This window comes from Janthinobacterium sp. GW822-FHT07H10, from assembly GCF_058798675.1.
This window is the reverse complement of the sequence record NZ_JBXAKS010000042.1, coordinates 1-639: the sequence shown is the minus strand read 5'-3', so window position 1 is coordinate 639 and position 639 is coordinate 1. Positions and strand designations below refer to the sequence as shown.

Below are 639 nucleotides of genomic sequence, written 5' to 3'. Positions count from 1 at the left end.
TTGGTGCGGAAATGGAAGCCCGTCTGGCGGCCATTCACGTACTGCTGGCCGAAGTCGACCGCGCCGCCGAGCCACAACGACAAGGCCTGTTTCTGCGTGTCAGGACGCTGCGGCATGTCCGGCAAGCCATTCGCGGCCTGGCCGACATCCGCACCGGCCGACTGGCGCTCGCCACCATAAGCGGCGTCCGTCTGGCGCAGTGCTGCCTTGCGCATGTACGGTTTGACCGTCGTCGTGCCGAACACGCGGTCCGCCTCCTGCTCCTGCCAGCGCGCCAGCGTGGCGGTCGGATTGCCGCTGTCGCTAGGCGGCGTCAGGTTCAAGCCAAAGCTGGAACGTCCCCAGCCGTCGCCATGCAGGCTTTCCAGGCGCTGCGTGAAGTTCGACAGCTGCGCGCTGGCGAAGCGCCGCGCCGCATCGGCTTGCGCCGCCTGCAGGCCGATCACTTCCGGATCCGTCGACGGGTCGGCACGCGCCGTCACGGTCACGTTGACCACGCCCGGCTTCGAGGTGGCAAAGGCATTGCTCAGGGTGTAGCTGACGACGGCCGCGCCGGCAAACTTGCCCGAGGCCGTAAAGCTCAGCTGATAGACAGGCTTGCCGGCCGTGCCGACGTCGCGCACCACCGCCTTGCCGGCG

At 68.2% G+C, this 639-nt stretch carries 1 pseudogene; it reads right to left on the bottom strand.

Annotation, left to right across the window (positions count from 1 at the left end):
• Positions 1 to 639 (bottom strand): annotated as a pseudogene (locus AC1RDJ_RS28390) (putative Ig domain-containing protein); the annotation flags it as partial.